Annotated in this window: 25 protein-coding genes and 1 pseudogene; 17 read left to right on the plus strand and 9 right to left on the minus strand. The window is 59.3% G+C overall.

What is annotated here, in order from left to right:
- From F8N96_RS27305 to F8N96_RS27325, 5 genes and pseudogenes are all read right to left on the minus strand, one after another.
- A pseudogene (locus F8N96_RS27305) lies at positions 1 to 181 on the minus strand (electron transfer flavoprotein subunit beta/FixA family protein); the annotation flags it as partial.
- Positions 182 to 232: 51 nt separating this feature from the next.
- Entirely contained in the window at positions 233 to 1375 is a 1143-nt protein-coding gene (locus F8N96_RS27310) for an acyl-CoA dehydrogenase family protein (RefSeq protein ID WP_150800435.1), read from the minus strand.
- 12 nt (positions 1376 to 1387) lie between these two features.
- Positions 1388 to 2584 carry an acyl-CoA dehydrogenase family protein gene (locus F8N96_RS27315; protein WP_150800436.1) on the minus strand — a complete coding sequence of 399 codons (1197 nt, stop codon included), beginning with the start codon at positions 2582 to 2584 and terminating at the stop codon, positions 1388 to 1390.
- A gap of 58 nt (positions 2585 to 2642) precedes the next feature.
- A complete protein-coding gene (locus F8N96_RS27320; protein ID WP_150800437.1) occupies positions 2643 to 3596 on the minus strand; it encodes an enoyl-CoA hydratase/isomerase family protein in 954 nt (317 codons plus the stop codon).
- Positions 3597 to 3659: 63 nt separating this feature from the next.
- Positions 3660 to 4436 carry an enoyl-CoA hydratase gene (locus F8N96_RS27325; RefSeq protein ID WP_150800438.1) on the minus strand — a complete coding sequence of 259 codons (777 nt, stop codon included), beginning with the start codon at positions 4434 to 4436 and terminating at the stop codon, positions 3660 to 3662.
- A gap of 211 nt (positions 4437 to 4647) precedes the next feature.
- Here F8N96_RS27325 and F8N96_RS27330 point away from each other — a divergent pair, with 211 nt between their 5' ends.
- The 16 genes from F8N96_RS27330 (at position 4648) to F8N96_RS27405 (ending at position 22072) form a co-directional block, all read left to right on the plus strand.
- A complete protein-coding gene (locus F8N96_RS27330; protein ID WP_150800439.1) occupies positions 4648 to 6315 on the plus strand; it encodes an AMP-binding protein in 1668 nt (555 codons plus the stop codon).
- Between the two features lie 45 nt (positions 6316 to 6360).
- Positions 6361 to 7134 (plus strand): SDR family NAD(P)-dependent oxidoreductase, encoded by a 774-nt coding sequence (locus F8N96_RS27335; protein WP_150800440.1) that lies wholly within the window; start codon positions 6361 to 6363, stop codon positions 7132 to 7134.
- 14 nt (positions 7135 to 7148) lie between these two features.
- Positions 7149 to 7931: a 2-ketocyclohexanecarboxyl-CoA hydrolase gene (badI, locus tag F8N96_RS27340; RefSeq protein WP_150800441.1), complete on the plus strand. Its 783-nt coding sequence runs from the start codon at positions 7149 to 7151 to the stop codon at positions 7929 to 7931.
- A 57-nt stretch (positions 7932 to 7988) separates the two neighbouring features.
- Positions 7989 to 9128, plus strand: coding sequence for a cyclohexanecarboxyl-CoA dehydrogenase (gene aliB, locus F8N96_RS27345; RefSeq protein ID WP_150800442.1), 1140 nt, complete (start codon positions 7989 to 7991; stop codon positions 9126 to 9128).
- A gap of 71 nt (positions 9129 to 9199) precedes the next feature.
- Positions 9200 to 9679: a MarR family winged helix-turn-helix transcriptional regulator gene (locus F8N96_RS27350; protein WP_150800443.1), complete on the plus strand. Its 480-nt coding sequence runs from the start codon at positions 9200 to 9202 to the stop codon at positions 9677 to 9679.
- Between the two features lie 118 nt (positions 9680 to 9797).
- Positions 9798 to 10562, plus strand: coding sequence for an ABC transporter ATP-binding protein (locus F8N96_RS27355; protein WP_150800444.1), 765 nt, complete (start codon positions 9798 to 9800; stop codon positions 10560 to 10562).
- Positions 10559 to 11269: an ABC transporter ATP-binding protein gene (locus F8N96_RS27360; protein ID WP_064678576.1), complete on the plus strand. Its 711-nt coding sequence runs from the start codon at positions 10559 to 10561 to the stop codon at positions 11267 to 11269. The genes F8N96_RS27355 and F8N96_RS27360 overlap by 4 nt, the downstream gene beginning before the upstream one ends.
- Positions 11270 to 11350: 81 nt before the next feature.
- Positions 11351 to 12562: an ABC transporter substrate-binding protein gene (locus tag F8N96_RS27365; protein WP_150800549.1), complete on the plus strand. Its 1212-nt coding sequence runs from the start codon at positions 11351 to 11353 to the stop codon at positions 12560 to 12562.
- 52 nt (positions 12563 to 12614) lie between these two features.
- The gene (locus F8N96_RS27370; protein ID WP_150800445.1) at positions 12615 to 13502 is read left to right on the plus strand and encodes a branched-chain amino acid ABC transporter permease; all 888 of its coding nucleotides are present in this window, start codon (positions 12615 to 12617) and stop codon (positions 13500 to 13502) included.
- 3 nt (positions 13503 to 13505) lie between these two features.
- Positions 13506 to 14489 (plus strand): branched-chain amino acid ABC transporter permease, encoded by a 984-nt coding sequence (locus tag F8N96_RS27375; RefSeq protein WP_150800446.1) that lies wholly within the window; start codon positions 13506 to 13508, stop codon positions 14487 to 14489.
- Between the two features lie 31 nt (positions 14490 to 14520).
- Positions 14521 to 16473 (plus strand): AMP-binding protein, encoded by a 1953-nt coding sequence (locus F8N96_RS27380; RefSeq protein ID WP_150800447.1) that lies wholly within the window; start codon positions 14521 to 14523, stop codon positions 16471 to 16473.
- Between the two features lie 14 nt (positions 16474 to 16487).
- Entirely contained in the window at positions 16488 to 17246 is a 759-nt protein-coding gene (locus tag F8N96_RS27385) for a 3-hydroxybutyrate dehydrogenase (protein ID WP_150800448.1), read from the plus strand.
- Positions 17246 to 18019 carry a MaoC family dehydratase N-terminal domain-containing protein gene (locus F8N96_RS27390; RefSeq protein ID WP_150800449.1) on the plus strand — a complete coding sequence of 258 codons (774 nt, stop codon included), beginning with the start codon at positions 17246 to 17248 and terminating at the stop codon, positions 18017 to 18019. Before F8N96_RS27385 ends, F8N96_RS27390 begins: the two co-directional genes overlap by 1 nt.
- 137 nt (positions 18020 to 18156) lie before the next feature.
- Positions 18157 to 19398, plus strand: a complete 1242-nt coding sequence (locus F8N96_RS27395; protein ID WP_150800450.1) for an OprD family porin — start codon at positions 18157 to 18159, stop codon at positions 19396 to 19398.
- A gap of 49 nt (positions 19399 to 19447) precedes the next feature.
- Positions 19448 to 20134: a nitroreductase gene (locus F8N96_RS27400; protein WP_150800451.1), complete on the plus strand. Its 687-nt coding sequence runs from the start codon at positions 19448 to 19450 to the stop codon at positions 20132 to 20134.
- A gap of 606 nt (positions 20135 to 20740) precedes the next feature.
- On the plus strand, positions 20741 to 22072 hold the full coding sequence (locus F8N96_RS27405; RefSeq protein WP_224794128.1) for a serine hydrolase domain-containing protein: 1332 nt from the start codon (positions 20741 to 20743) through the stop codon (positions 22070 to 22072).
- A 163-nt stretch (positions 22073 to 22235) separates the two neighbouring features.
- On the opposite strand, the gene F8N96_RS27410 is transcribed toward F8N96_RS27405, so the two are convergent.
- The 4 genes from F8N96_RS27410 to F8N96_RS27425 all read right to left on the minus strand — a co-directional run bounded on the left by F8N96_RS27410 (position 22236) and on the right by F8N96_RS27425 (position 25470).
- A complete protein-coding gene (locus F8N96_RS27410; RefSeq protein WP_150800452.1) occupies positions 22236 to 22640 on the minus strand; it encodes a DUF6632 domain-containing protein in 405 nt (134 codons plus the stop codon).
- Positions 22641 to 22777: 137 nt separating this feature from the next.
- Entirely contained in the window at positions 22778 to 23332 is a 555-nt protein-coding gene (locus F8N96_RS27415; protein ID WP_150800453.1) for a YdeI/OmpD-associated family protein, read from the minus strand.
- A 54-nt stretch (positions 23333 to 23386) separates the two neighbouring features.
- Positions 23387 to 24337 carry a LysR family transcriptional regulator gene (locus F8N96_RS27420; RefSeq protein ID WP_224794129.1) on the minus strand — a complete coding sequence of 317 codons (951 nt, stop codon included), beginning with the start codon at positions 24335 to 24337 and terminating at the stop codon, positions 23387 to 23389.
- Positions 24338 to 24339: 2 nt separating this feature from the next.
- A complete protein-coding gene (locus F8N96_RS27425) occupies positions 24340 to 25470 on the minus strand; it encodes an alkene reductase (RefSeq protein WP_150800454.1) in 1131 nt (376 codons plus the stop codon).
- A gap of 522 nt (positions 25471 to 25992) precedes the next feature.
- Here F8N96_RS27425 and F8N96_RS27430 point away from each other — a divergent pair.
- Positions 25993 to 26844 carry an ABC transporter ATP-binding protein gene (locus F8N96_RS27430; RefSeq protein WP_150764050.1) on the plus strand — a complete coding sequence of 284 codons (852 nt, stop codon included), beginning with the start codon at positions 25993 to 25995 and terminating at the stop codon, positions 26842 to 26844.
- The last annotated feature ends 14 nt before the right edge of the window (positions 26845 to 26858 follow it).

Here is a 26858-nt window from a genome sequence, read left to right on the forward strand (position 1 = left end):
CGACAACGATCTCACTGGCAATGCCCTGCTCTTTCAAGCGTACCGCTTCTTCCACGGCGATTTCGCAGAACGGGTTCATCGACATCTTGACGTTGGCGAGGTCGACGCCGGAATGGTCCGCCTTGACGCGAACCTTGACGTTGTAATCGACCACACGTTTTACCGCGACCAATACTTTCATGATCTGTTCCTGTAGTAGACCGCCAGCGCAGTGTCCGGCCGTAGAGGGTGTTCAGGCGTTGCGCAGCAAATCGGCATAGGCCTGCAAATGATGGTCGTCGTCGCCCAACTGATGGCTGAGCATGACCAGACGCTTGGCATGGTGGGCAAGGTTGTACTCCCAGGTCATGCCGATGCCGCCGTGCAATTGAATCGCTTGCTCGGCGATGAAACGGGCGGCGCGAGTAACGATGAACTTGGCGGCGGCCAAACCGCGACTGCGTTCGTCAGTGTCGGGTTCGTCAGCGATACAGGCGGCCAGCGTGGCCATGGAAATCGCCAATTCCAGTTCGCCACGCATGTCGGCCATGCGATGTTGCAACACCTGCAACTTGCCGATCGGTGCGTTGAACTGCTGACGGGTTTTCAGATAGTCCAGCGTCAGGCTGAAGGCTTCCTGCATATTGCCGATCGCCTCGGCGCATTGCGCCGCCACCGCCCGCCCTTGCTGGTAACGCAGTGCCGCAAGCGCTTGGCCGGCGGGACCCAGCAGGTGATTCTGATCGAGCACGACGCCATCCAGGTACAGGTCGCAGGCTCGTGGGCCGTCGATGCACGGGTAATCGCGGCGGCGCACACCCGCTGCTTGCGGGTCCAGCAGAAACAGGCTGATGCCGGACTCGTCCAGGGCACCGCCAGCGGTTCGCGCCGAGACCAGGATCAGTCCGGCGCTGTGGCCGCCGACCACCGCGCATTTATGCCCGGTCAGGCGCCATCCGCCCTCGACGGCTTCGGCACGGCTCTGCACATCGTGCAGGTGATAGTGGCTCTGGCGTTCTTCCAGTGCCACCGCGAGCTGCAGCTCACCGGTCGCCACTTGCGGCAACCATTGGCCACGCTGGTCCGCGCTGCCCAGTTGCTGCAGCAATCCGGCGCCGTGTATTTGCGACTGAAGATAAGGTTCCAGGCACAGGTTGCGGCCCAGCTCAGTCATCACCAGCATGCTTTCCACGCCACTGCCGCCGAAGCCTCCGTATTCCTCGCGAAGGGGCACGGCGCTCAGGCCCAACTCACCGAGCTGGTTCCAGAATTCACGGCTGAAACCCGTCTCGCTGCGGTAAAACTGTTCACGCTGTTCAAAGCTGTAACGGTCGCGCGCTACACGGGCGACGGTGTCTTGCAGCATCTGCTGCTCTTCGCTGAGATTGAAGTCCATGGGGGTGCCTCCTTAGAGCTCAAGAATCATCTTGGCAATGATGTTCTTCTGGATTTCGTTGGAGCCGCCATAGATGGACAGCTTGCGCAGGTTGAAATACTGGCCGGCTGGCGCGGCACTGTAGTCGGTGTGCAACAGCTCACCGGCAAAGGCGTAGTCCAACTCTTCCTCGGCGAAAGGCAAGGCATGCACGCCCAGCACTTTGCGCATCAGGTGGCTGATCGCCTGGCGAATCTCGGAGCCCTTGATCTTCAGGATCGAGCTTTGCGCCCCTGGCACACCACCGCCCTGCACGGCCGCGAGGATGCGCAGCGTGCTCATCTCGATGGCCATCAATTGCATTTCCACTTCGGCAATTTGCAGGCGAAACAGCGGGTCATCCAGCAGCGGCAGGCCGTTACGCAATTCCCGGGAAGCGACCGACTTGAGTTGCGCCAGTGCCGCCTTGGACTGGGCAATGCCCGCCTGGCCGGTGCGCTCGTGGGTCAACAGGAACTTGGCGCAGGTCCAGCCCTTGTTTTCTTCACCCACCAGGTTGGCGACGGGCACGCGCACGTTGTCGAAGAACACTTCGTTGACTTCGTGGTCACCCTCCAGGGTGATGATGGGCCGCACGGTGACGCCTGGCGTCGCCATATCGATCAACAGAAAGGAGATGCCGCGCTGTTGCTGGGCTTGCGGGTCAGTGCGCACCAGGCAGAAAATCATGTTGGCGTGCTGACCGAGGGTGGTCCAGGTTTTCTGGCCATTGACCACGTAGTGGTCGCCATCCAGCACGGCGCGGGTCTTCAGGCTGGCCAGGTCGGAACCGGCTCCCGGTTCGGAGTAACCCTGGCACCACCAGTCTTCCCCGGACAGGATGCGCGGCAGGTAATGGGCCTTTTGCGCCTCAGTGCCGAATTTCATGATCACCGGGGCGACCATGTTGACCCCGAACGAGATCAACCGCGGCGCACCGAACGCGGCGCACTCCTCCTCGAAGATGTGTCGCTGCACCACGCTCCAGCCAGTACCACCCTGCTCTACCGGCCAGTTGGCGGCGTACCAGCCGCGCCTGGCCAGCACCCGTTGCCAGCGCAGGTGGTCTTCCTTGTCGAGATGTTTGCCGAGGCGAACTTTTGCAGCAATGTCTTCAGGTACGGCAGCGCTGAGGAAGGCGCGTACCTCATCGCGAAACTCAAGTTCGGCGGGGGTGTAGTTGATGTCCATGCAAAGTCCTCGATAGGGATGGGGCCAGCGTCAGGCTGGCCGGCCGCAAGCGACCTGTTCAGCCTTGCTGATCCAGCTCGGCAACTGTCTTGCCTTCGGCGGCCAGACGGTCCGGCAGTAGCGCCGGTGGTTTGCAGGGGGTAACCGCTGCATCGGGCACCACCGCTTTAGCCGCTTGACGCTGCGCGAAAAAGGCCTGGATCAACGCTTCGCGTTGGGGCGACGCCATGCACTCGAGGAACAGCGTGCGCTCACGCTGCAGGCCCTCGCTCAGGGGCAGTGCGATCGCCGCTTCGATGGCGGCAATGCAGCGTACCGGCGAGAACGACGCTGGCTGGCTGCGTTGCACTTCATCGCGCTTGGCCATGAGCAACTCGGCGGTGCTGCCGACACCCGCCGGTATCGAGGCATGGCCACTGCGGCGCGGCTGAACGCCTTGCGCCAACAACCGCGCGGCATACGCCAGGCCGGCGGCCAACGGCTCACCCTCATACACCTCATCGACAATGGCGTGACGCTTGGCCTCCACCGCGCTGATCGGCTCTCCGCCCACAATCATCTCCAGGGCCTTGGCGACACCGGCCAGGCGTGGCAACCGCTGGGTCCCGCCGGCACCCGGCAACAGCCCCAGCTTGACCTCCGGCAGTCCGACTTTGGCGTTGACCTCGATGATGCGGTAATGACAGGCCAGGGCCACCTCAAGACCGCCGCCCAACACCGAGCCATGCAGCACGGCCAGTGAGGGCTTGGTGAAGTTTTCCAGGGCCAGGGTGACGTCCGGCAGGATCGGCGCTTGCGGTGGTTTGCCAAACTCGCGGATATCGGCACCGGCAATGAAGGTCCTGCCCGCGCAATACAGCAGCACCAGCTTGATCCCGGGATCCCGCTCGACGGCGTTGAACGCGGCCAGCAAGCCTGCGCGTACGCTGTGGCCAAGGGCATTGACCGGCGGATTATTGATGCACACAACAGCTATCGCCCCTTCGCGGGACCATTGCACGGGAGATGACATCGGGTAACTCCTGCAAGCGTTTCGCCTGCTTTTATTGTTGTTCTGACCGAGAAGAAAATGGGTTCAGCGGTGTTTCCACAGTGGTTTTCGCTTCTGCACGAACGCCTGCATGCCTTCCTTCTGATCTTCGCTGGCAAAGCAGGCGTGCAGCAGGCGCCGCTCAAAATGCACCCCCTCGGCCAGGGTGGTTTCAAAGGCGCGATCGACCGCTTCTTTATTGAGCATGACGGCCATCGCCGAAAATTCGGCGATCTGCCGGGCGACCTGCAGTGCTTCGTCTAAAAGGCTCGCCGCCGGCACGACGCGGCTGACCAACCCGCTGCGCTCGGCTTCGGCCGCATCCATCGTGCGCCCGGTCAGGCACAGGTCCATGGTCTTGGCCTTGCCTATCGCGCGGGCCAAACGCTGGGTACCGCCGGCACCCGGCAGCGTGCCGACCTTCACTTCCGGCTGACCGAAACGCGCACTGTCGGCGGCAATGATCAGGTCGCACATCATCGCCAGCTCGCAACCGCCGCCCAACGCCAGGCCGCCGACCGCGGCGATCACCGGTTTGCGGCAGCGAGTCACCTCCTCCCAGTTCGCCGTCACAAAGTTATCCAGGTAGACGTCAGCGAACCCCTTGAACTGCAACTCGACGATATCGGCACCGGCGGCGAAGGCCTTGTCGTTACCGGTAATCACTATGGCGCGGATGCCGTCATCCCGTTCGAAGGTCCGCAGCGCCTCGCCCAACTCAGTCATCAGCGCGTCACTCAACGCGTTGTGCATCGCGGGTCGATTGAGCCGGATCAGACCGACGTTCTCATGACGCTCCACCAAAATATTGTCGTAGGGCATGACGTTCACCACTCCTTCCTGACTGCGGCAAGCCGCATGAGCCGAAGATCCGTTGCACGGCTTCGGACGCTTGCAGCCGAGTCTATCGACATCAAAAAATAAAGACAACATGTTGACATATTAAAAATAGAGCGCGTATCTTCGCTTCCATCAGAAAGCGAAAGCTCTCGCAGACAAACAACAACAAACCGCCTATTCACTGGTGCTGAGAATGACTACAAAGACAAACATGCAGCCAGAACGACGTTCCGCCATGCTTAAGTCGGGCGCATGGAATGACAATATCATTACAGACTATCTGGATCAGGCGGTACTCGACGCTCCAGACTCGGTGGCGGTGATTGCCTACCGGGTGAACGAGGATGAACGTCAGGCTTTCAGCTACCGCGAACTGGATCGCCTGGTGACTCGCATGGCGGCGGGCCTGGCGGGTCTGGGTGTCGCCAAGTCAGACGTGGTGTCCTGCCAGTTGCCGAACGGGTGGCAGATCACGGCGCTGCACCTGGCCTGCGTGCGTATCGGCGCGATTCTCAATCCTCTGATGCCGATTTTTCGTGAGCGCGAGCTCGCCTTCATGCTCGGCCACGCACAGAGCCGGGTGCTGGTGATCCCGCATCACTTCAGAGGGTTCGATTACGCCGCCATGGTCCAGGGAATGCGCGGCGAGTTGCCCGCCCTCGAGCATGTGCTGGTGATCGGTGGCGACCACAGCGCTAATGGTTTCGAGCAGGTCTTGTTGCAACGTGCCTGGGAGGAAGAAACAGACACTGCGGCGTTGTTTGCCGAACGCCGCCTGGGCGGTGACGATGTCGTGCAGCTGCTGTACACCTCGGGCACGACGGGCGAGCCCAAGGGCGTATTGCACACCTCCAACACCCTGTTCAGTAACGTTCGCCCCTATGCCGAACGCTTGCAGCTGGGGTCTGAAGATATCGTTTTCATGGCCTCGCCCATCGCGCACCAGACCGGCTTCCTCTACGGGCTGATGATGCCGATTTACCTGAAGAGCACCGCGGTGCTGCAGGACATCTGGGATGCCCGCTTCGCGGTAAAAGTCATCAAAGCCGAGCGGCCGACCTTCACCATGGCGTCGACACCCTTCCTGACCGATCTGATCGATATTGCCCCCGATCACGGCGAAGCGCTGTCATCGCTGCGGACCTTCGTTGCCGCGGGAGCCCCTATCCCCGGCGCCCTGGTAGAAAAGGCCGGTACGGCGGTCAATGCCAAGGTGATTTCCGCCTGGGGAATGACCGAGAGTGGCGCGGTGACCATGACCCGCCCGCACGACGATGCCCGGTGCGCCATTCTTACCGATGGCCTGTCCCTGCCGTTCATGGAGGTGAACATCGTCGATGAGGATGGCCGGGAAGTCCCCCGCGATACGGAAGGCAACTTGCTGGTGCGCGGCGGCAGTCTGTTCGTCGGCTATCTCAAGCGCCCCGAGCTTTACGGCGTGGATGACCAAGGCTGGTTCGCTACCGGCGACCTGGCACGCATGAACGAACAGGGTTACATCCGCATCACGGGTCGCACCAAGGATGTGGTGATTCGCGGCGGCGAAAACATTCCCGTGGTGGAGATCGAGAACCTGCTCTACAAGCACCCGGCCATTGCCGCCGTGGCGCTGGTCGGCTGCCCGGACCCACGCCTGGGTGAGCGCCTGTGCGCCTATGTGACGCTGCACAACGGCCACACCAGCCTGACGCTGGCAGAAGTGGTGAGCTTCCTCCTGCAACAGCGCCTGACCAGGAACTACCTGCCTGAATACCTGGAAGTGCTGCCGGCCTTGCCGCGCACCCCTTCGGGAAAAATTCAGAAATTCAAATTGCGCGAACTGGCCATGGATATCCGGCTGGGTTCAGCCACGCGCCAATGATTGGCAATGCCCGCAAATCAATCAAAACAAGATGAGGACTGCTGCATGAAAGGTCTTATTGGAAGAACCGTAATCATCACCGGCGGCGGTGGCGGCATCGGTCGCGCCGTCAGCCTGCGCTTCGCTGCCGAAGGTTGCCTGGTCGCCGTACTCGATCGCGATGCCGCTGCCGCACAAACCACCGTCGACCTGATCAACGAAGCGGACAGCAAGGCCAAGGCCAAGGCCTACGCCGCCGACATCACCGATTACGCCGCCATCGTCGACACCGTCGCGGCCATTGAAAAAGACCTGGGTGTGCCGACCGTACTGGTCAACAACGCGGGCTTCGACCGTTTCATGCCATTCCTCAAAACCGAGCCGGCCATGTGGCAACAGTTGATCTCGATCAACCTGACCGGGGCGCTGAACATGCACCACGTGGTCCTGCCGAAGATGCTTGAAGCGGGGGGTGGCAAGGTCATCAATGTGGCTTCCGATGCAGCCCGTGTCGGCTCCTCCGGCGAAGCCGTTTACGCCGCCTGCAAGGCGGGGCTGGTGGGTCTGTCGAAAACCCTGGCACGGGAACTGGCGACCAAAAACATCAACTTCAATGTGGTCTGCCCCGGCCCGACCGATACCGCCCTGCTCAAAAGCGTAGCGGCGACGTCGAGCAACCCGGAAAAGCTGATGGAAGCCTTCAAGAATGCCGTGCCGATGCGCCGCCTCGGTCAGCCGGAAGACTACCCGGGGATCATCGCCCTGCTTGCCAGCGACGACGCCAACTTCATCACCGGACAGGTTATTTCCGTGTCCGGCGGCCTGACCATGGCCGGTTAACCAGGAGAGTTCCCATGCATTACGAAGACATTCTGTACACCGAAGTCGAAGGTGTTGCGACCATCACCATCAACCGTCCGGATCGCTACAACGCGTTCCGCGGCCAGACCTGCATGGAGCTGATCCACGCCTTCAACCGTGCTGGCTGGAACAAGGAAGTGGGCGTCATCGTGTTCACCGGTGCCGGCGACAAGGCGTTCTGCACCGGCGGCGACCAGGGGGCCCATGAAGGCCAGTACGATGGCCGTGGCCTGATCGGTCTGCCGGTAGAAGAACTGCAGGGCCTGATCCGTGAAGTGCCCAAGCCGGTGATCGCACGTGTCAACGGCTTTGCCATCGGCGGCGGTCACGTCCTGCACGTGGTCTGCGACCTGACCATCGCCTCCGAAAAAGCCGTCTTCGGCCAGGTCGGCCCGAAAGTCGGCTCGGTTGATCCCGGCTTCGGCACGGCCTATCTGGGGCGCATCATCGGCGAAAAACGCGCCCGCGAGATTTGGTACCTGTGCCGCAAATACAGTGCCCGGCAAGCTTACGACTGGGGCCTGGTCAACGCGGTCGTACCCCATGAAGAACTGGATGCCGAAGTGCAGAAATGGTGTGACGAGATTCTCGAGAAGAGTCCGACCGCCCTCTCCATCGCCAAGCGCTCATTCAACGCCGACAGCGCCAATATTGCCGGCATCGGCGCCCTCGGCATGCAGGCCCTGAGCCTGTACTACGACACCGAAGAGTCCAAGGAAGGCGTCGCCGCCTTCAAGGAAAAACGTAAGCCAGAGTTCCGCAAATTCTACAAGTGACCCTATTACCGGCAGCTGATCCGCTGCCGGTCCCCCGGCCCTGGCTTGGAGAGAATCATGAATTTCGCATTCGACGAACAACAAAACGCTATTCGTGAAAGCGTTGCCCGCTTTAGCGCCGAGGTACTTGCGCCGGGTTATCGCAAGCGCGATCTCAGCGGCAAGATTGAACGCTCAGTGATCCGGCAGATGGGTGAAATGGGCCTGCTCGGTGGCGAACTGCCGGAGGAATACGGTGGCAGTGGCCTGGACTGCGTAACCGCCGGCATCATCATCGAGGAAATCTCGCGCGGTGATTTCAACGTGGGCTACATACCGCTGCTGGCTTCGCTGAACGGCCAGATCATCGCGCAACACGCTTCGCCTGAACTGGCCAAGGAATGGCTGGGTGCAATTACCGGCGGGCAGAAAATCGTCTGCATCGCCCTGACCGAACCCAGTGGCGGTTCCGATGCCGCGAGCCTGCGCATGAAGGCCGAGCGCAAAGGCGATACCTATGTGCTCAATGGCGAGAAGACGTCCATTTCGATGGCCGATCAGGCCGACGTTGCGGTGGTCTTTGCCCGCACCGGCACCCAGGAATCCCGCGCCAACGGCATCAGTGCCTTCCTGGTGCCGATGACGTTGCCAGGCATCAGCACCACCCGCTTTGAAGACGCGGGCCAGCGCGCCATAGGGCGTGGTTCGATCTTCTTCGACAACGTGCAGGTGCATGCCAGCCATCGCCTGGGCGATGAAGGCAAAGGCTTCAAGCAAGTGATGCAGGGTTTCGATTACAGCCGCGCGCTGATCGGCCTGCAGTGCCTGGCGATAGCCCAGCAATCGTTGGACGAAACCTGGAAATGGCTGACCGAGCGCGAAGCATTCGGCCAGCAACTGGCGGCATTCCAGGGTTTGACTCACCCTCTGGCGGAATTCCAGACCTACGTGCAAGCTGCGCGCCTGCAGTGTTACTACGCGCTATGGCTCAAAGACGCCGGACAACCCCACAACGCCGAAGCGGCGATGAACAAGTGGTGGGGGCCCAAGCTGGCGTTTGACGTGGTCAAGCAGTGCCTGCTCGCCCATGGCCACACCGGCTGGGGTGAAGATCTGCCATTTGCCCAGCGCCTTCGTGATGTACTTGGCCTGCAGATCGGTGACGGTACTGCGCAAATCATGAAAAATATCATCGCTCGCGAGTACATCCCCAAATAACACCTTGTCTGCACCGGCAGGCAGGTGACCTTTTCGGCCTACCGACGCCCACCGGGCAACAAGGACATGTAATGGACGCCAACGAAAACCGCAGCATACCGAACACCTTATTTTTCCGGCTGTTTCAAACCGGCAACGTACTGCAACGCCAGGTACAGAACGAGATGGGCATCAGCACCGTGCAATGGGCGGTACTGGGCGCCCTGTCCCGAGCCGGTTTCGAGGAGGGTATCTCCTTCAACCAGTTGACGGAGTACCTGTTTGTCAGCCGGCAAAGCCTGGATGGCGTGCTCAAGCGCATGGAGCGGGATAACCACGTGCTTCGCGTGCCTCATCCGGATGACGGGCGCGCCCGCCTGGTCAGGCTGACCGATCAGGGCCGGGAATACTGGGACGCGCTGCAAGATCGGATCTACCAGTTTTATCAGCAAGGTTTGCAGGGCTTCAGCTTCGACGACACCGTCAATTTCCTGCACTACCTGAACAAGTTCAAAAACGACCTGGCCAGTATTTCATTCGGCGAGGAGAAGCAGGCAAGGCTCGAGGACTAGGCCCACACCGGACAGGCCGCTCTTCCTGCCATGCGTCGCGACGCAGATTGGTTTTTCCCCATGCCCACGGGCGTGGTGCCGGTTAATAAAAACAATCACTACCTGGCAGGAACAACAGATGAGCAATGTCATCCTCGAAACAAGAGGGTTGACCAAGGAGTTCAACGGCTTCACCGCCGTCAACTCGGTCGATCTGCAAGTGCATACAGGGCACATCCATGCCCTGATCGGTCCTAACGGTGCGGGCAAGACCACCTTTTTCAATTTGCTGACCAAGTTTCACGCCCCTACCAAGGGCCGGATTTTTTATCAGGGGCAGGAAATCACGCCCCTCAAATCCAACCAGATCGCCCGCCAGGGGTTGGTTCGCTCCTTCCAGATTTCCGCGGTATTCGGCCACATGACCGCCCTGGAAAACGTGCGCGTCGCCCTGCAGCGTGGCGAAGGCAACTCCTATCACTTCTGGGTCCCGCAACGGCGCCTGAACCACCTCAACCAGCGCGCTCTGCAGCTGTTATGCGAAGTCGGCCTGGAGACCTATGCCAGCGTACTGGCCGTGGAGATGCCGTACGGGCGCAAACGTGCCCTCGAACTGGCGACCACACTGGCGCTGGAGCCGACGTTGATGCTGCTCGACGAGCCGACGCAGGGCATGGGCAGCGAGGACGTGGACGTCGTCGTCGAGTTGATCCGGCGCGTCTCGGCCGGGCGCACGGTGCTGATGGTCGAACACAACCTGAGCGTGGTCAGTCGCCTGTGCGACCGCATCACCGTACTGGCGCGAGGCGCGGTGTTGGCTGAAGGCGATTACGCCAGCGTCTCGGCCAACGCCCTGGTACGCGAAGCCTACATGGGCAAAGAAGCCGATGAGGTGCACGCATGAACCGCCCTGGCGCCCAATTGACCGTCAGCAACCTGCACGCCTTCTACGGCGAGTCCCACGTGCTGCACGGCGTCGACCTCGAGGTTTATCCGGGCGAACTGGTGACGCTGCTCGGACGCAATGGCTCCGGCCGCAGCTCGACCCTGCGCGCGATCATGAACATGGTGGGTCACCGCACCGGGTCGATCGTGATCAATGGCCGTGAAACCCTGACCATCGCCGCCCACAAAATTGCCCGCCTCGGCGTGGGTTTCTGCCCGGAAGAGCGCGGCATCTTCGCCAGTCTCAGCGTCGAGGAGAACCTGATGCTGCCACCGACCGTGGCCAGTGGCGGCCTGTCGGTGGACGAGATCTACAGCATGTTCCCCAACCTCAAAGAGCGTCGCAAAAGCCAGGGCACACGCTTGTCCGGAGGCGAACAGCAAATGCTCGCCCTGGCTCGCATCCTGCGCACCGGCGCCCGCCTGTTGCTGCTCGACGAGATCACCGAAGGCCTGGCACCGGTGATCGTCGAGCGACTCGGCGAGGTGCTGGCGCAGCTCAAGGGCCGTGGCATGACCATCGTACTGGTGGAACAGAATTTCCGTTTTGCCGCGCCCCTGGCCGACCGGCACTACTTGATCGAACACGGTCAGGTGGTCGACCAGTTCAACGCCGCAGAGCTGGACGGAAAACGAGAACACCTCAACGCCATGCTCGGCGTTTAAACCTTGTGTATCCAGACCATAAAAATAACAAGCTCACCCTGAGCCTTGGAGTGTCACATGTCAGCAGCTTTCAAATTTTGCATGTCCGGTGTTGCCAAAGCTGTCGCCAGCGGGCTGGTTTTCTGCCTGATGGCCAGCACCGCTTACGCCAGCATCAGCGATGATCAGATCCGCATCGGCTACCTCGATGACTTGAGCGGCCCCTACAGCGACCTGGCCGGCCCCGGTGGGCTGGAGGCTGTGCGCATGGCCGTCGAAGACTTCAACGCCAAGGTGGGCGACAAGAAAATCGTGCTGTTCGAGGCCGACCACAAGAACAACGCCGACCTGGGCGCAAACACCGCCCGCGAGTGGATCGACCAGCGCGGCGTCGACCTGATCGCCGGCTTGAACGCTTCGCCGGTGGCCATCGCCGTGACCCGCCTGGTGGAAGAAAAAAACCGCTTCGCCATTGTATCGACAGCGGCGGCGGCCAGCCTGACCAACGAATACTGCACGCCCAATCACATTCACTACGTTTACGACACCTACTCGGTCTCCAACGGTGCGGCCAAGGCGATCGTCGCCAAAGGCGGTGACAGCTGGTACCTGCTGAGCGCCGACTACGCCTTCGGCCATGCCATGGAAGAGCAGGTGTCCAAAGCCGTGGCCGCCAGTGGCGGGACGGTAGTCGGCAAGGCTCGCCACCCGTTCCAGAGCAGTGATTTCTCGTCCTACATCCTCCAGGCGCAGGCCTCGGGGGCGAAGATCATCGGCCTGGCCAGCGCGGGTTCGGACCTGGTCAACGCCATCTCCACCGCTAAACAATTCGGCTTGATGGAAGGTGGACAGACCATCGCCAGCCTCATGGTGTTCATCACGGACATCAAGGCCATCGGCCTGCCGACCGCCCAGGGGACCCAGTTCGTGTCGGGCTGGTACTGGGACATGAACGACGAATCCCGTGCCTGGGCCAACCGTTATTACGAGCGTGTCAAACGCATGCCGACCATGGTCCAGGCCGGTCTCTATTCCAGTACCACCCAGTACCTCAAAGCCGTCGCCGCCACCGGCTCCGATGATCCTGCGGCTGTGCGCGAGTACCTGCTGAAAACGCCGATCAACGACATGTTCGCCCATAACGGTCGCGTGCGCGTGGATGGCCGGATGGTCCACGACATGTACCTGGCCCAGGTGAAGACGCCGCAAGAGTCGAAGAGCGATTGGGACCTGTTCAAGATCCTCGGCACCATCCCGGCCGACGAAGCCTATCTGCCGCTCTCCGAAAGCAAATGCAAGCTCGTTAAAAACTGATCTTCAAGTCACGAGCATGTAGCCCCTTGAATCCGCTAAAGGACGACTGGCAATGACAACAATACTCGGTGTGCCCCTGGCGGCCATGTTTGGCCAGCTATTGCTGGGCCTGATCAACGGCGCGTTCTACGCGTTATTGAGCCTGGGCCTGGCGGTCATCTTCGGTTTGCTGCGCATCATCAATTTTGCCCATGGTGCGCAGTACATGGTGGGCGCCTTCGCCGCACTGCTGTTTCTCAAATACTTCGGTATCAACTACTGGGCGGCGCTGTTTCTGGTGCCGCTCACTGTCGGTGCTCTGGGCATTGTGATCGAGCGTTTCCTGCTGCGGCGCATCGCTCATCTGGATCACCTGTACGGGCTGCTGCTGACCTTCGGCCTGGCCATGATCATCGAAGGCAGCTTCATCAACTTCTTCGGCGTGTCCGGCAGCAGCTATCCGATCCCGCAAGCCTTGCAGGGCGGATTCAAGCTGGACTTCATGTTCCTGCCAACCTACCGCGCCTGGGTGCTGGCGGCGGGCCTGGGCATGTGCCTGTTCACCTGGTGCATGATCGAAAAAACCCGTCTCGGCGCCTATTTGCGCGCCGGCACTGAAAAGCCCGGGCTGATGCAGGCCTTCGGGGTCAACGTGCCGCTGCTGACCACCCTGACCTACGGCTTTGGGGTGGCACTCGCGGCCTTCGCCGGCGTGCTGGCGGCGCCGATTTATTCGGTGTCGCCCACCATGGGTTCGAACCTGCTGATTGTGGTCTTCGCCGTGGTGGTGATCGGCGGCATGGGCTCCATCATGGGCGCCATCCTCACGGGTGTGGCCATGGGCGTGATCGAAGGTTTGACCAAGGTGTTCTGGCCCGAGTCGGCCGGTACCGTGATCTTCTTCGTGATGATTCTGGTGCTGCTGATCCGCCCCAATGGCCTGTTCGGTAAGGAGGCGTAAGCCATGAATGCCAAGACCAAGATTTATCTCCCTCAGCAACACGAAGCCCGCGAACAACGCCAGCTGAACACCTTGTACCTGGCCTTGATCGTCATCGGCCTGGTGGCGCCCTGGGTGGCTTATCCGGTGTTCCTGATGAAGCTGCTGTGCTTCGGCCTGTTCGCCTGTTCGTTCAACCTGTTGCTTGGCTACACCGGCCTGCTCTCGTTCGGGCATGCGGCTTTCCTCGCGGCCGGCGGCTACAGCACCGGCTACCTGTTGAGCCAGCATCCGGGGATCGGACCGGAGCTGGCGATCATCGGCGGCACCGTGGCGGCGGCTTTGGTCGGCGCCGTTTTCGGCGCCCTGGCCATCCGCCGCCAGGGCATCTACTTCGCGATGATCACGCTGGCGCTGGCGCAGCTGCTGTACTTCCTGTTTCTCAAGGCGCCGTTCACCGGCGGCGAAGACGGGCTGCACGGCATCAGTCGCGGCAAGCTGCTGGGCGTTATCGACCTGGGCAACAACCACGCCATGTACTACTTCGTGCTGGCGATCACCGTGCTCGGGTTTGCCTTGGTCAGTCGCGTGGTGCACTCGCCCTTCGGCCAGATCCTCAAGGCGATCCGCGAGAACGAGGACCGCGCCACCTCACTGGGCTACAACGTCAACCGCTACAAATGGCTGGCCTTCGTCATTTCTTCGGCTATCGCGGGCCTTGCCGGCTCGACCAAAGCCGTGGTGTTCCAACTGGCAACCCTGACCGATGCGCACTGGCATATGTCGGGCGAGGTGGTGCTGATGACCTTGCTGGGCGGGGTCGGTACCTTGCTCGGGCCCTTCGTCGGTGCCGCCATCGTCGTCTCGCTGCAACACCTTCTGGCCCAATCCCCCCTGGGCACGTGGGGCTCGCCGATTCTGGGCTGCATCTTCGTGCTCTGCGTGCTGTGCTTCCGCTCAGGCGTCGTTGGCTGGATCAAGCTGCTCATCAACAAAAACTTCAAATAACGCGCAGATGAATAACGATCAGGAGATAGGCATGAACAGTTCCGTCGTTTGGACACCCGGCCAGGAATTCATTCAGGGCACCCGCCTGCATCAATGGATGCACACATTGGGTGAAAGCGACTATGAGCACTTTCTCGATCGCTCGACCGATGATGCACCCTGGTTCGCCACCTCCCTGGAGCAAGCGCTGGGCATCGTTTGGGATACGCCCTACCACACCGCCCTCAACGACACTGGAGGCATCAAGCATCCCCGCTGGTATGAAGGTGGCCGACTGAACATCATCCGCTCGACCCTGGAGCGTTGGGCCGCCGATCCGGTACAAGCGCAAAAAAATGCGCTGATCTGGGAAAGCGAAGACGGCCAGTGCCTGGAAGTGAGCTACGGCGAGCTGGCACGGCGGGTGAACGACGTCGCTCAGGGGCTGAGCGAGTTGGGCGTAGTGAGCGGCGACCGCGTCGCCATCTACATGCCGATGTTGATTGAGACCGTGGTCGCGGTATTGGCCGTGGTCAAGCTGGGGGCCATCTTTACCCCGGCCTTCTCTGGCTACGGCGCCGAAGCCCTGGCCACACGCATAGAGGCTTGTGGCGCCAAATTGCTGATCACCGCCGACGGTTTTCTGCGGCGCGGCAAAGTGGTCGCCATGAAAGAGGAAGCCGACAAGGCTGCCGACCTGAGTCCATCGCTGGAAAAGGTCATTGTGGTGCGCCGCCTGGGACGTGAAATCCCCTGGCACCCCAGCCGCGACCTGGACTTTGCCACGCTGCTGGCCTGTGACGGCAGCCAGTGCCCGACCGCCGTGGTCGACAGCCAGTCCCCGCTGATGATCATCTACACCTCCGGCACCACCGGCAAGCCAAAGGGCGCGGTGCATACCCATGGCGGGTTCCCGCTCAAGGCCGCACTGGATGTCGGCTTGTGCATGGATGTAGGGCAAAACGATCGTCTGTTCTGGATCACCGACATGGGGTGGCTGACCGGCCCGGTCGTGGTCTTCGGCAGCCTGATCAATGGCGCCTGCGCGGTGCTCTATGAAGGCTCGCCGGACTATCCGCAAGCGGATCGGGTCTGGCAGTTGGGCGCACGCCATCAGGCTACCCACATCGGCGTTTCACCGACGCTGGTACGCTCGCTGATGCAGCATGGCGACGCTATTGCCCAAGGCCACGACCTGAGCGCCCTGCGCACCTTCACCTCGACCGGCGAGCCCTGGAATCGGGAGCCGTGGCTGTGGCTGTTCGATACCGTTGGCGGGGGGCGTTACCCCATCATCAACTATGCCGGCGGCACCGAGATCGGCGGTGGCATCCTGACTAACGTGCTGATCAAACCGATTTCCCCGGTGACCTTCAACACGCGCATGCCGGGCATGGCCGCCGAGGTCTGTGACAACCAGGGCCAACCGGTAAGGCAAACGCTCGGTGAGCTGGTGCTGGCCAAGCCCTGGATCGGTATGACCCACAGCTTCTGGCAGGAACCCGAACGGTACGAACAATCGTATTTCGACCGATTCCCCAACACCTGGGTCCACGGGGACTGGGCAATCATCGATGGAGAAGGTTTCTGGACCATCACCGGTCGCTCCGACGACACCCTGAACGTCGCCGGCAAGCGCATCGGCCCGGCAGAAATGGAATCCATCCTGGTCAGCCATGCCCAGGTGCTGGAGGCCGGCGCCATCGGCGTTCCGGACGAGATCAAGGGCGAGACACCCGTGTGCTTCGTGGTGCTGCACCCCGGTATCGTACCGGATGCGGCACTGGACGCCGAACTGCTCGATCTGATCGGCAGAAAGCTGGGCAAGGCCATGCGCCCCAAACAACTGCATTACGTCAGCGAACTGCCCAAGACCCGCAATGGCAAAGTCATGCGCCGAGTGATCCGCGCGGCCTACCTGGGGCAGGACGCCGGCGATCTGACATCGATGGACAACACCGATGCGCTCGTGGTCATCAGCAACTGCCGCCTTCTGGCCGCATGATTCGGGAGGCTCACATGACTCAGATTGCCCGCACCGTTGTCGTCACAGGTGCCGCCCAGGGGATCGGTCTGGCGATTGCCCAGGCGTTCGCTGCCCAAGGTGATTTCGTGGCCTTATGTGACATCAACCTGGCCGCCGCAGAGCAGGCGGCAAGCCACTTGCCCAATGCCAAGGCGTACGCTGTCGATGTCACCAGCGAGGCGCAAATCGCGGCGTTCTTCGAGCACCTTCTGGCAGAACGGCCGACCCTCGATGTACTGGTCAACAACGCAGGCCTGCAGCACATTTCGCCGGTTCAGGACTTCCCGCTCGACAAGTGGAACACCCTGCTGGCGGTGATGCTGACCGGCCCGTTCCTGATGAGTAAACACGCCCTGCCGAGCATGCTTGCGCAGCAGAGCGGACGCATCATCAACATCGCTTCGGTCCACGGCAAACTGGCTTCGCCGTATAAAAGCGCTTACATCGCCGCCAAACACGGATTGATCGGTTTCACCCGCGCCCTGGCGCTCGAGACCGCCAACCAGGGGATCACTGCCAACGCCCTGCTTCCCGGCGCGGTGCGTACCTCCCTGGTGGAAAACCAACTGCCCCTGCTTGCAGCCCAGGATGGCATCAGCGAGGAAGAGGCATTGCACCGGCACATTCTCGCTCGCCAGCCGATGAAGCGCCTGCTGGAGCCCGGTGAAATCGGTGACAGTGCGGTATTTCTCGCATCCCACGCAGCGCGCGCCATCACCGGCGAGTCGCTCAGCGTCTCGGGGGGCTGGTAATGCCGGCGAACCTCAGTCACCTCAAGGGCCATCGCTTTGCTGACTGCGATTGGTCGTTCACGCCCAAGCGCATCAGCGCGTTGAACCTGGCCATCGGCGTCACCCCGGATTGCGCCGGGCTGCCACCGACACTGGCGTTCAGCGCCGACATGGATCACCAGGTCGTCGATCAACTGCTCGCCCTGACAGGCCTGGGGTCCCATCAACTACTGCACGGGGAGCAGCACTTCCACTACCACCATCCACTGCAACCCGGCTTGCGTTATAGCAGCCGCGCTGAACTGACCGAGGTGATCAAAAAGCCGCGTTTCAACCTGCTGCACAAGAAAACGCGCCTGCTCACCGCCGACGGCAGCCTGGCGTGTGAAATGCTCAGCATCTATGTCGCGGTGCCGGTACCTGGCCCGCCCAAGGTGGGTCCTGAAATGGCGGAGCAAAACGCTCGGCCGGTAACCACCGCCAGGCCGATCAGCCGGGAGCAAATCAGCGCCTTCGCCCGCGCCTCGGGTGATCGGAACCCCGTGCATCTGGAGCCGGCCATCGCTTGCCGGGCCGGGCATGCCGATGTTTTCGCCCAGGGAATGCTGGGCATGGGCATGCTCGGCACACTGTTGAGTGCCACTAGCCTGCGACGGTTCGGTGTGCGATTCCTGTCGCCCATCGCGCTGGGCGATCAGCCTCGGCTGTATCAAACAGGCACCCGGTCACGGCAACTTGTACTCACCAATGAAAAAGGAAACATCCGAATCAGGGGTTACGCCGAGCTCGACTGAATAACCTTCAACGACTGATCAGCGAAAAAAAACGAATTTCAAAGTTCGTTCTACGGGATGACTCGTCCCGAAAAAAAGGATCGTCGTTTAAACCCGATAGCTGGCTGTTCACCACAATAAAAACAAGAGGTCGAACCATGCATTACCCGTCAAAAACCTTGTCCATCACCCTCGCAATCAGTACCAGCATCGTCGCTCAACAGGCGATTGCCGAATTCAACGACGATAGTCACTTGACGCTCGAGGCCCGTAACTTCTACATCAACCGTGATTTTCGGGACAACCCCAACACGGCCCGTCACAAGGCTGAAGAATGGGGCCAGGGCTTCATGTTGCGTTACAGCTCTGGCTTCACCGAGGGCACGGTGGGCTTTGGCGTGGATGCGCTCGGGCTGCTTGGCGTAAAACTGGATGCCGGCCGCGGCACGACCGGTGCGGGCGCCCTGCCCATGCAGAGTAATGGCGAGGTCCCGGACAGCTTTGGTTTTATCGGCCCTACCGCTAAAGTCAAAATGGCCAAGAGCCTGCTGACTGTCGGCACTCACGCACCGACCCTGCCGATCGCATTTCGCAATGACACCCGCTTGCTGCCGCAGACGTTTGAAGGCGCGCAGATCGTCTCCAGTGACATCGACAAGCTCACCCTGACCGGCGGCCAGTTTCGCGCCACCCGCCTGCGCAACTCAACCAACTACGAAGACATGACCATGTTTGCCGACGGTTCCAGAGGGGGCGTCGCGGCTGACCGTTTCAACTATGCGGGCGCTACTTATGCGTTGCTGCCGAACTTGACCACCACCTACTTCTTCGCCGAGTTGCAAGACAACTACAGCCAGCACTACGGCAATCTCATTCACACCCAGCCATTGGCCGAGGGATTGAACCTGAGGTCGGAAGTCCGTTATTTCCAGAGTGAAAAAGAGGGGCGCACCAACGTCGACAACCGCAACCTGGGAACGATGTTCACCCTGTCCTACAAGGGTCACGCCCTCGGCGCCAGCTACCAGAACCAGAGCGGCGACACCGGCATGCCCTTCATCGGCGGCGGCACCGATCCATGGGCATTCAACACCGTCACCTACCACCATTTCCTGCGCGCCAGGGAAGACTCCTGGCAGCTTCGCTACGACTATGACCTCGCCACCGTCGGTTTGCCCGGGCTGACGTTCATGACGCGCTATGTGTCAGGCGACAACTTTGAAATCGCCGGCACCCACGCCAAGGAATGGGAACGCAATGTCGATATCGCTTATGTGGTTCAGGGCGGACCGCTGAAAAACGTCAACCTGCGGTTGCGCAACGTCGCCTATCGCGGGAACCGCACGACGGATATTGACGAAAACCGCATCATCGTAGGCTACACCTTCAAGTTTTGGTGAGTATTGCTCGCCGACATTTCAGCCAATGACCGCATAAGGAGTTTCTCAAATGCACATAGATGCCGCCATCCGCTCGCGTAAGTCCGTTCGAAGCTTCATGCCGTGGAGCGTCCCCAAACCGGTGATCGAACATATTCTGAAGGTCGCCTCACGGGCACCCAGCGGCAACAACGTACAGCCCTGGCATGTCCATGTATTGACCGGCCAGGCCAAGCAACGCTTGTGCGACGATATAATCGCATCGGCGACCAACGAAGCCGGGCAGCATGCTGCCGAATATGAATACTACCCGACTGCCTGGTTCGAGCCCTATCAGCAACGTCGCCGCGAGGTGGGCTTCAGCCTGTACGAGAAGCTCGGCATCAAGCGCGACGATACAACGGCTCGCGACCAGCAAATGCTGCGCAACTACCAGTTCTTCGACGCCCCGGTCGGTCTGCTGATCAGCCTTGACCGCAGACTCAACACGGGCAGCTATATGGATTTAGGCATGTTCATCCAGAACATCCTGCTCGCCGCCAGGGGCCAGGGCTTGCACACTTGCGCCCAGGCTGCATTCGCCTGGTATCACCAGGTGATACGCGAGCATCTGCCGCTCGCGGACAATGACATTCTGGTTTGCGGCATCGCTCTGGGCCACGAGGACCGTGACGCACCCGAGAACAGCCTTGAAACGCCACGGGAACCGGTTGAACGTTTTGCCTCGTTCCATGGTTTCATCACTGACGAGCCATAGCCAATCGGCAACTTGTTCCGGTGACCACTGCAATTGAAGCTTGTCTGCAACAATTTGCGCCACCGTTCAATTCTCCCAATTTGGACCTGCGGCGTACAGCGGGTCTGATCCCCCTGTCTCCGCCAGGATGCGCTGTATCGATGAGTGGTTTCGTTCAGTGTTGCATCGACCGGTTGAATCCACAGCCAAAAGCTGTCATTCGGATGTGTCTATAAAGCCAGAGGTGATTCAATATTTAATCACCAGTCATTAACTACGATCTCAACCACTCGGTAGCCGTGATGCCATTTGGGCCTGACGTTGAAGAGCCAGGGCTTTTTATGATGCGTAGTAGCGTGATCGATCAATGGCCCATGATTCCCCCCTGCAACGCTAACAATAAGCGAAGGTCGATATTCACCCCTGGTTGTCTCAAATTATTTACAGGAATAGCCAATCGGAATATACAATGGTTTTTTGCCTCAAATTGGTATTTCAAAATTAAATGTTTTTGATGATTTAACTTGGATTATTTGATCCGATGACTATATTGATCAAGCGGAATCCCGCAACAACCAACAGATGAGGCTATGAGTGGATGCGCTTAATAGTTCATTGAGGCTCGCCATGAAAACAATAATGCCCAACAACGCGATCAAGTCATTAAAAATTTTCAGCTTGCTTGTCGGCAGTTTACTTTTGCAGGAAGCTTATGCCAGCCCTCTGGTGGCGTGCTATGGTTATATGATGCACTCTTGCCCAGAACCGGTCGATAGAATTATTCCTGACCCTGAAAAAAGGTTTACCTGGAGTCAGAGTGAAAGGGTTATTGGTTCTAAAAATATGTACCACCTTTTTGCTGGTGATGTTTTTTTAAGCTCCGAAAACAACATACAAAAACTACCGGCCGGCCAAACTATTTCAAATGTGGAATATAAGTTAGACAACAAAAAACTTGGCCTTGGCGACTACCTGAAAAATCAAAACATTGCGGGATTGTTGGTAATAAAGAACGGCAAAATTGTCCTGGAGCATTACGGTGACAGCATTAATGAGACGACGCTTTGGACATCCAGATCAGTTGCTAAATCCATTGTATCTGTACTCATTGGTGCGGCCATAAAAGACCATGCCATCGAATCTGTAGATACGCTGATCACGAAATATATTCCCGAGCTAGGAGGTACGGCATGGGAAGGCGTAACGCTGCACCAACTCATGCAACATACTTCCGGCATACAATGGAGTGAGGACTATACTGATCCCAATTCCGATTTCGCCAAGATGATTTTATGCGAGACTACTAAAGATTCTTACAGCTGTATCCTCTCGCTCGTTAGCGGCCTCGCCCGAAATCCCGGTGTAAAACCAGGAGAGCGCTGGAGTTACAACACTGGTGGGGCTTGGTTGGTAGGTTTGGTGTTGGAACGTGCAACCGGGATGACCATCGCCAAATACTTGGAGAAAAAAGTGTGGCAGCCAGCTGGAATGGAGCGAGACGGTGTCTGGTATGCGCTTAAACCTGGAAAAGTTGATATGGGCGGCTATGGCTTCAATGCAACATTACGAGATTGGGGGCGCTTCGGTCTGTTGGTGGCCAATAATGGCGTACTTTCTAACGGCGAACACGTCCTGCCTGGCGACTGGATAAAGCGTTCTACGGATTGGACTAAAGCAGACGGATCCGTAAAGCCATGGGCTCCGAAGGGTCAGCATGGTTATCAGTGGTGGTATATGGGCTTTGCGTCCGGTGACGAGGCTTTCTATGCACCTACAAGTACCTTTAATTCAGACGAATCCTTTTGGGCGTATGGCATTTTCGGCCAAGCGATCGCAATCAATCAGAAGGAAAAGTTGATTATGGTCCAGTGGTCCACTTGGGAGCACGCTGAAGGACCTGATGTGTTGTATAGCGAGCAGGGTGTTTTCTTTAACTCCCTGATTCAAGCGTTGCATTAATGCAGTAAAAAGAGGGGACTCCAGTCCCCTCTTTCAGTCCTTTTACTGGTCTGGAGCATTCCTCGTGGATACGAGAAGGGGGTCGAATCCCTATCCCCACGTATGCTTCGCAAAGATAATCCAACGGCTGCATTCGTCCCGATCCTGACAGTCAAACCTGCTCTCAGGCCCCGTTGTGTGTCCGGGGCCGAGCGGCCAGTTGCGAGCGGGGCGTCAAGATGGCCAAGGCAACCGTCACGATCAAGAGCGCCGGCACGTCACCTGCCAAGTGCCCCATTTGCCCCGGCTGGGTGACCGTCTGGACGGCCATGATTGCTCCGTGTACGGCGCTAGACCACACGGTGAACCAGATCAGGCTCAGATTGGCTAATGGATCACGTGCGGCCAGGATCAAGAACACGCCAAGTGTGGCGTAGATGCCAACGATCATCATCGGGTAGTCCGAGTGACCGACGTGCCAGGCCCAGCCGGACGGCCAGAACAACATAAGTGGGTAGAGAGCAAGGCACGCGAGGCCAGCCAAAACTAGAACGACGCGCAAATACCTGAGGCGATCGACTACGGTCATGGCGGACTCCTAATTGACCCCAAGTGGGGTGATAGCGCCTTCACGGGCTTGGTGGATAACATTCCTTGTTCTGTCGTCTATCCCTGACTAGGCCGGGCATTGTGACAGTCGGGGGCGTTTTCAACGCAATGCTCCATTTAAGAATTTTCCGCCTCGGGCGCACGGAAGGCCTTACTGTAGTAGCCGGACGGGTCGAAACAGCAAACCTGCTTCTTGCCGGATGCAAGCATATCGCAGGCATCACCCATTCGTTTTGCGCGCGTCTTAAGTTGCTTGGCTGAAGTAATCCAGTGTATCCAGTCTACTCGTGCAAGGGTCGTCGTATTGTTCCAGACTTTACGAGCCTCGGGAGTGGCTGCCAGTGCCTCCAGAAAATCTGCTGGGATGTCAGGCTCGGGTTCCTTCTTCACAGGGGCAAGCTCTAGTGTAACGATGTCCCCAACGGCCGCGCCTGCGGCTTCGAGTAACGCTCTACTTACTTGCAGCCAATGGCTCAGCTGACCGTCCGGCTCAAGGGTTGCCTGGAAGTGGTGCCCATTGATTGTGCCTTCAACTGTCGTCCTTCCTCGCCTCGGAAGCTGTTCACTCGCGTCTCTTGGCAGTACCACGAACGCCCACGACGTATCATTACCAGGCTTTGCCGGACGAAGAAGCTTTGCTTCGAATCGGGATTTCACATCGATTGTTGTCATTGCAACTCCTCCAACTAATGCGCCTGACTACTATCTGACGACATCACTGTCAGTTCAAGACCCACTGAGATCCTCCCAATAGGGAGGAACACCAATCGCATTGATGAAGTAGTCCCACACCACGCGAACCTTCTGGGAGCGAAGTCGATTCTCGGGGGAAATCAAATGTATCTGGCTTGGCGTCTGCTCAACCGAGCCCTCCCAATCGGGCAAAAGCTGAATGAGCTGCTTGTTGATGAAGCTCTCTCTACTGAAGAGCCAGGAAGGAAAAAACACAATCCCCCGCCCTGCGAGCGCCGCCTCTACCAGTACCTGCCCATTGTTGCTTCTGAGCGGCCCATGCACCTTGATGATTTTCACCTTGGCGCTGGCGGGCTTTCGAAAATACCAGCGCTGCGCCCCGCCTGTTCCCTTGTAGACCAGACACGCATGGTTCTGCAGGTCCTCTGGCGAAGCGGGTTTCCCATGCTTCGCCAGGTACTCTGCGCTAGCGCATAGCACGTATTGCTGGTCGCAAATTTTCCGGCCAATCAATCCGGAATCTTCCAGGTGCCCCACCCGAAATATGATGTCTGCGCCCTCCTGCACCGGGTCGATAAAGGCATCGGTGACCGTCAGTTCAACCGTCAATTGCGGATACTGGTCATACAGGCCATTCAACAGCTTCGCGATATGCAGACTGCCGAACGCAACCGGCGCGTTGATCCGCACAAGGCCACGAATCTCGCCACCCTTGCCGGTGACTTCCTCATCTGCGGCATCCAGCAACTCCAGCACTTCGCGGATCTGCACGTAATAGCGCTCGCCCGCATCCGTCAGCTTTACTGCGCGAGTATTGCGATACAGTAGCTGCTGGCCCACCTCCCGCTCCAGCGCCGCGATGAAGCGTGAAACGGAGGACGCAGGGACGCGAAAATGTCGAGCCGTCGCCGAGAAGCTGCCGGTCACGGCGACCATGGCAAAGTACCGGTGCGCTTTGAGGTGCATAGGGGAAGTCTCCAGCATGCTTACCCTCGATGGGGCGCGTAATCGACATAACCTTCGGCCCCGCCGCCGTAGAAGGTTTCGCGCCTGGCGTCGGTCAGAGGCCAGTCGTTCTGCAGGCGCGCCACCAGATCAGGGTTGCTGATGTAAGCGGTGCCAAACGCGGCGAGGTCGATGATGCCGTCATTGATCAGGTCTTGCGCACGTTGGCGCGACATGCCGCCAGCCAAAATGAGCGCTGTGTCAGGCAATTTCGATTTCATGGTCGACAGCAAATTGATAAAGGTCGCTGTCGGGCCGCCACCGCCACCCTCGGTACCCGGGGCAGGAAATCCGGACTGATCCATGACATGAACATAGGCCAGTTGCCGAGCGCCAATCTCTGTAGCAAGCGCAGTGTAGGTTTCATCGATCTGCTCGTACAACGGCATATCGAACAGTTGACCATAGGGCGAAATACGGATGCCCACACGGCTCGCGCCAATCCGCGCAACCACGGCGTCGATGACTTCCAGGGTGAAGCGCAGACGATTTTCCAACTGATTGGCGCAGTACTGATCGGTGCGATCATTGACCAGCGGATTCATGAACTGCTCGAACAGATAGCCATTGGCGCCATGAATTTCTACGCCATCAAAACCTGCCTCGATCGCATTTTCGGCCGCCTGCGCGAACTCACCGACGATCCGCGAGACCTCGGCCGTTGTGAGCTGGCGCGGCGCAGGTGGCTCTACCAGCGCCGGCTTGCCGTCAGCGTCGTAGCCGAAAGCTGTGGCGCCAACCGCTTGCTTCGACGTGGCGCTCACCGGCAGTTTCCCGCCATCCTGGATCGACGGATGCGAAACACGACCCACGTGCCAGATTTGCGCAAACATCTTGCCACCCACGGAATGAACCGAGTGGGTGGTGAGGCGCCATCCAGCGATTTGCTCGGGGGTGAAGATGCCGGGATTGAAGAGGTAGCCTTGACCTTCACGGGATATCGGCGTGCCCTCACTGACGATCAAGCCTGCGGTGGCGCGCTGCGCGTAGTACAACGCCACTCGCTCATCGGCGGCATCATGGGGTGCGCGAGAGCGGGTTAAAGGCGCCATCACGATACGATTTTTGAGCGTGGTGTTGCCCATGCGGAATTCTTCGAAGAGTTTCGACATTGGAGTTTCCATATTTGATCGAGTGGGAGGACGATCAGCTGAGCGACAGGTAAACACTGCAGGCTGTCTTGAACTCACGCCAAACGTCTGATGAGTTGCAACGATGGATCGATGCTAACTTCGGACGCGTGATGCAACAATCCACTCAAATCGCAAATGACTTTTGCTGTTTTAGCAACGCATGGACGATTGATACTCAAAACCACCCTGCAACATCATGCCCCCCTGTCATCTGCCCACCGCCGTTTCATACACGAAACAAATCCGCTATTTCCCGACATACGACGTTACCTAAAAAGGCATTGCGCGCGCGCATTTTTCCGGGCGTTGCACGAGCGATGGGCAATTTCGTGCCAGATAAGAAACCACGTTTCATATATGAAACGTCAGAAATAATCTGAAATCTTCCTAAACATCTAATAACAAAGGAGTTTTTGACAAAAAACAAAACTCTCACAGGTCTGGCATTGTTCATGCACTAAACGGCGTATCACCTATAAAACAGACCAGAGACCCTTCCCAATGGCTGTGAACGAGATGTACGCCGTCGCCCCTCAATGGAATAAGCCCGCTCCCAAGGACAATCCGGAGCCCACCGAAATTGAATTCCGCAATGTCGGCAAATGCTTTCCGGCCAAGGGAAAGTCCGAAGCGCCGTTTGCCATCCGCGAGGTGAATTTCAAGATCCGCCGCGGTGAAGTGGTGTCGATCATCGGCCCTTCCGGTTGTGGCAAGAGCACTATCCTGAACATGGGTTCCGGGCTGTATCGCCCTACCGAAGGCGAAGTCTTCGTCGGCGGTGAAGCCGTCACCGGGCCGGTCCGCCAGGTCGCGTTCATGCTGCAAAAAGACCTGCTGATGCCGTGGCGCAGTATTCGCCGCAACGTCGAACTGGGCCTGGAAATCCAGGGTGTACCGGCCGCCAAGCGGCAGGCGGTGGCCAAAGATCTGCTCGATCGCTGCCACCTGCAAGGTTTTGCCGACCACTACCCCTTCCAGCTGTCGGGTGGCATGCGCCAGCGCGCCGCACTGGCTCGCACCCTGGCCATCGACCCGCAGGTGCTGTTCCTCGACGAACCGTTTTCGGCCCTGGATGCGCAGACGAAGATGATCCTGCAGCAGGACATGGCGCGGATGCTGTTCGATGAAAAGAAAACCGCCCTGTTCATCACCCATGACCTGATCGAAGCCATCGCCATGTCCGACCGCTTGCTGGTCATGAGCGCCCGCCCCGGCACCATCATCGAAGAAATCACCGTCGACCTGCCGTATCGCGACAACCCGCTGGAGCGCCGCAAGCTGCCGGAGATCGGTCCGCTGGCCGGTCGCCTGATGGAACTGCTGAAAGTCGGCGAAGACACCGAACTGCATTGATCAACGCCCTTGTG

This window comes from Pseudomonas fluorescens (genome assembly GCF_902497855.1).
Taxonomy (GTDB): Bacteria; Pseudomonadota; Gammaproteobacteria; order Pseudomonadales; family Pseudomonadaceae; genus Aquipseudomonas; species Aquipseudomonas fluorescens_BI.

Bases quoted from the DNA above. Each gene is read 5' to 3' on its own strand.
- F8N96_RS27310 (WP_150800435.1), bottom strand. From the start codon at position 1,375: ATGGACTTCAATCTCAGCGAAGAGCAGCAGATGCTGCAAGACACCGTC.
- F8N96_RS27315 (WP_150800436.1), bottom strand. From the start codon at position 2,584: ATGGACATCAACTACACCCCCGCCGAACTTGAGTTTCGCGATGAGGTA.
- F8N96_RS27320 (WP_150800437.1), bottom strand. From the start codon at position 3,596: ATGTCATCTCCCGTGCAATGGTCCCGCGAAGGGGCGATAGCTGTTGTG.
- F8N96_RS27325 (WP_150800438.1), bottom strand. From the start codon at position 4,436: ATGCCCTACGACAATATTTTGGTGGAGCGTCATGAGAACGTCGGTCTG.
- F8N96_RS27330 (WP_150800439.1), top strand. From the start codon at position 4,648: ATGACTACAAAGACAAACATGCAGCCAGAACGACGTTCCGCCATGCTT.
- F8N96_RS27335 (WP_150800440.1), top strand. From the start codon at position 6,361: ATGAAAGGTCTTATTGGAAGAACCGTAATCATCACCGGCGGCGGTGGC.
- badI (WP_150800441.1), top strand. From the start codon at position 7,149: ATGCATTACGAAGACATTCTGTACACCGAAGTCGAAGGTGTTGCGACC.
- aliB (WP_150800442.1), top strand. From the start codon at position 7,989: ATGAATTTCGCATTCGACGAACAACAAAACGCTATTCGTGAAAGCGTT.
- F8N96_RS27350 (WP_150800443.1), top strand. From the start codon at position 9,200: ATGGACGCCAACGAAAACCGCAGCATACCGAACACCTTATTTTTCCGG.
- F8N96_RS27355 (WP_150800444.1), top strand. From the start codon at position 9,798: ATGAGCAATGTCATCCTCGAAACAAGAGGGTTGACCAAGGAGTTCAAC.
- F8N96_RS27360 (WP_064678576.1), top strand. From the start codon at position 10,559: ATGAACCGCCCTGGCGCCCAATTGACCGTCAGCAACCTGCACGCCTTC.
- F8N96_RS27365 (WP_150800549.1), top strand. From the start codon at position 11,351: ATGTCCGGTGTTGCCAAAGCTGTCGCCAGCGGGCTGGTTTTCTGCCTG.
- F8N96_RS27370 (WP_150800445.1), top strand. From the start codon at position 12,615: ATGACAACAATACTCGGTGTGCCCCTGGCGGCCATGTTTGGCCAGCTA.
- F8N96_RS27375 (WP_150800446.1), top strand. From the start codon at position 13,506: ATGAATGCCAAGACCAAGATTTATCTCCCTCAGCAACACGAAGCCCGC.
- F8N96_RS27380 (WP_150800447.1), top strand. From the start codon at position 14,521: ATGAACAGTTCCGTCGTTTGGACACCCGGCCAGGAATTCATTCAGGGC.
- F8N96_RS27385 (WP_150800448.1), top strand. From the start codon at position 16,488: ATGACTCAGATTGCCCGCACCGTTGTCGTCACAGGTGCCGCCCAGGGG.
- F8N96_RS27390 (WP_150800449.1), top strand. From the start codon at position 17,246: ATGCCGGCGAACCTCAGTCACCTCAAGGGCCATCGCTTTGCTGACTGC.
- F8N96_RS27395 (WP_150800450.1), top strand. From the start codon at position 18,157: ATGCATTACCCGTCAAAAACCTTGTCCATCACCCTCGCAATCAGTACC.
- F8N96_RS27400 (WP_150800451.1), top strand. From the start codon at position 19,448: ATGCACATAGATGCCGCCATCCGCTCGCGTAAGTCCGTTCGAAGCTTC.
- F8N96_RS27405 (WP_224794128.1), top strand. From the start codon at position 20,741: ATGAAAACAATAATGCCCAACAACGCGATCAAGTCATTAAAAATTTTC.
- F8N96_RS27410 (WP_150800452.1), bottom strand. From the start codon at position 22,640: ATGACCGTAGTCGATCGCCTCAGGTATTTGCGCGTCGTTCTAGTTTTG.
- F8N96_RS27415 (WP_150800453.1), bottom strand. From the start codon at position 23,332: ATGACAACAATCGATGTGAAATCCCGATTCGAAGCAAAGCTTCTTCGT.
- F8N96_RS27420 (WP_224794129.1), bottom strand. From the start codon at position 24,337: ATGCTGGAGACTTCCCCTATGCACCTCAAAGCGCACCGGTACTTTGCC.
- F8N96_RS27425 (WP_150800454.1), bottom strand. From the start codon at position 25,470: ATGTCGAAACTCTTCGAAGAATTCCGCATGGGCAACACCACGCTCAAA.
- F8N96_RS27430 (WP_150764050.1), top strand. From the start codon at position 25,993: ATGGCTGTGAACGAGATGTACGCCGTCGCCCCTCAATGGAATAAGCCC.